1 protein-coding gene is annotated in these 1,835 nt (G+C 52.6%); it reads left to right on the forward strand.

The window, feature by feature from the left end:
• Positions 1–643 precede the first annotated feature (643 nt).
• Positions 644–1,835, forward strand: a 1,192-nt coding sequence (locus VKV29_RS06405; protein WP_324200476.1) for a S53 family peptidase, incomplete at its 3' end; no start/stop codon positions are given.

The raw sequence follows: 1,835 nt of genomic DNA on the forward strand, positions 1-1,835 counted from the left end.
CTCAAGGCGATGGGGAGAAACGTAGAGTACATGCTCTTTGAAGACGAAGGCCACGGATTCACCAAGCGCTCGAACATGCTCAAGGCATTTAAGGCAACCGCCGAGTTCCTTGAAAACAGGCTCACAGCCTAAAACCACGGGCGCCTCCACACATGTACAGGTGTCATCGTGGAATAGACGCGAACCACAGAACTACCTGTAGTGTAGTGGACAAAAAGCTCAAGGAGAGGAATTTTGCCAATATAGATGATCCTAAACTTGATACTGCTACCCGCGGGCATAGTTGCCACGACTACGGCTACTTTCAAGATGAAAATCGTAAAATCATCAAGTGTTGGGCGTCGCAGAAATCGTTATCCCTCGCAGTTCCGACAGACCCGACATTCACTGCGCAGGTGTCCCCGCCTGCGGGGGTAACTGCAGGCACAACGTCCCCCGTTGGCTCGGCACCGCTAAAACCGTGGCTCTATGCATCGGTCTACACTTACGTCCCCAGTCCCTGTGCACATAGTATGGAACTCAACATGTTACATTTTACTGCTCTCCGTGCGAGCTTTTTGTTATCTGCATTTAGGTTACAATAATGTTACTATATATCTTAGTTGGAAGCAATAAATAAATACTTCTCCCTGGTTAGCCGAGTATGCGTCGTGTTAATGGAGACGTTAAAGGCGTTTTGATCGCGTCTCTGGTTGTGTTTTCGCTTACCGTCGCCGCCCTGGTTGCTGGCGTGTCGGTGTCAACTTGGTCGTCTCCGAGGTTTTCAACTCTTCAGGGCTTGCTTGGCAGCACGGGTATGGTTGAGCTTAACGGGAGCGTCCCATACATACCGCAAGGAGCAGTTCAGCTTAGCGCTGATTTGAATCTGGCCCAAAACATAACAGTGTTCCTCGGGTTCAACACGGTTAACAACGCGTTGCTCGACCAGTTTCTCCAGGGTGTTTCTTCTCCTAGCTCACCCATCTACGGCCACTACCTCTCTCATGACACATTCATGGAGTGGTTTGAGCCTAACGAATCAACATATAACTCCGTAGCCACCTATTATGAATCGCACGGCCTCAGCGTGCTACCCTCGAACGACAGGCTCTACATGGGCCTCGAAGGTTCCATCCTCAACGTTGAGTCAGCCTTCAACACCACATTCGCACTGTACAACACCAGTCTCGGCGTATACTACTTTAACATCAAACCAATATATGTGCCCTCTAGCTTCGCCGGAGTAGTGAGCTCGGCTATTGGATTCACAGATTACCCCTACTTTATCCCCCAACTACTCGTTAACCCCGCCTCAAACCTCTCAGTGACCCAAGCGCTAAACGACATAAATAATGGCTTCGGAGGCGCAGCGTCCCCCCAGCCACCCTACACGCCCTACGCACTATACAAGGCGTATGACGAGCTATCCCTCTTGGATGCGGGCTATCAGGGCCAGTTTGAAACCGTAGCCGTCACGGACGCCTACGGTGACCCCACCGCCTCCACGGACATGGCTACGTACGATGCACTCTACAATGTCTCCGCGCCGGCCTCCTTCCAGGTCCTTTACCCCTATGGGACACCCAACATAGAGGGCACACTCACACAGTACGAGAACGCCGTCCTCACCCTATGGGAGGTTGAGAGCGCCCTCGACTTCGAGCTCGCACACGCCTTCGCCCCGCAGGCCAACATCGTCTCCGTTGTTTCACCGGACGCAGGATACACGCTCATCCAGAGCCTCGTGTACGTGATAACCAATCACCTCGCGGACGTGGTGTCCAACAGCTGGGGTGCGCCGGAGCCAGAAGTGGGTGAATTCATAACGTACGTGCACCCCTTCTTTAAGATGGCCG

This window comes from Chthonomonas sp. (assembly GCF_035294165.1).
GTDB lineage: Bacteria > Armatimonadota > Chthonomonadetes > Chthonomonadales > Chthonomonadaceae > Chthonomonas.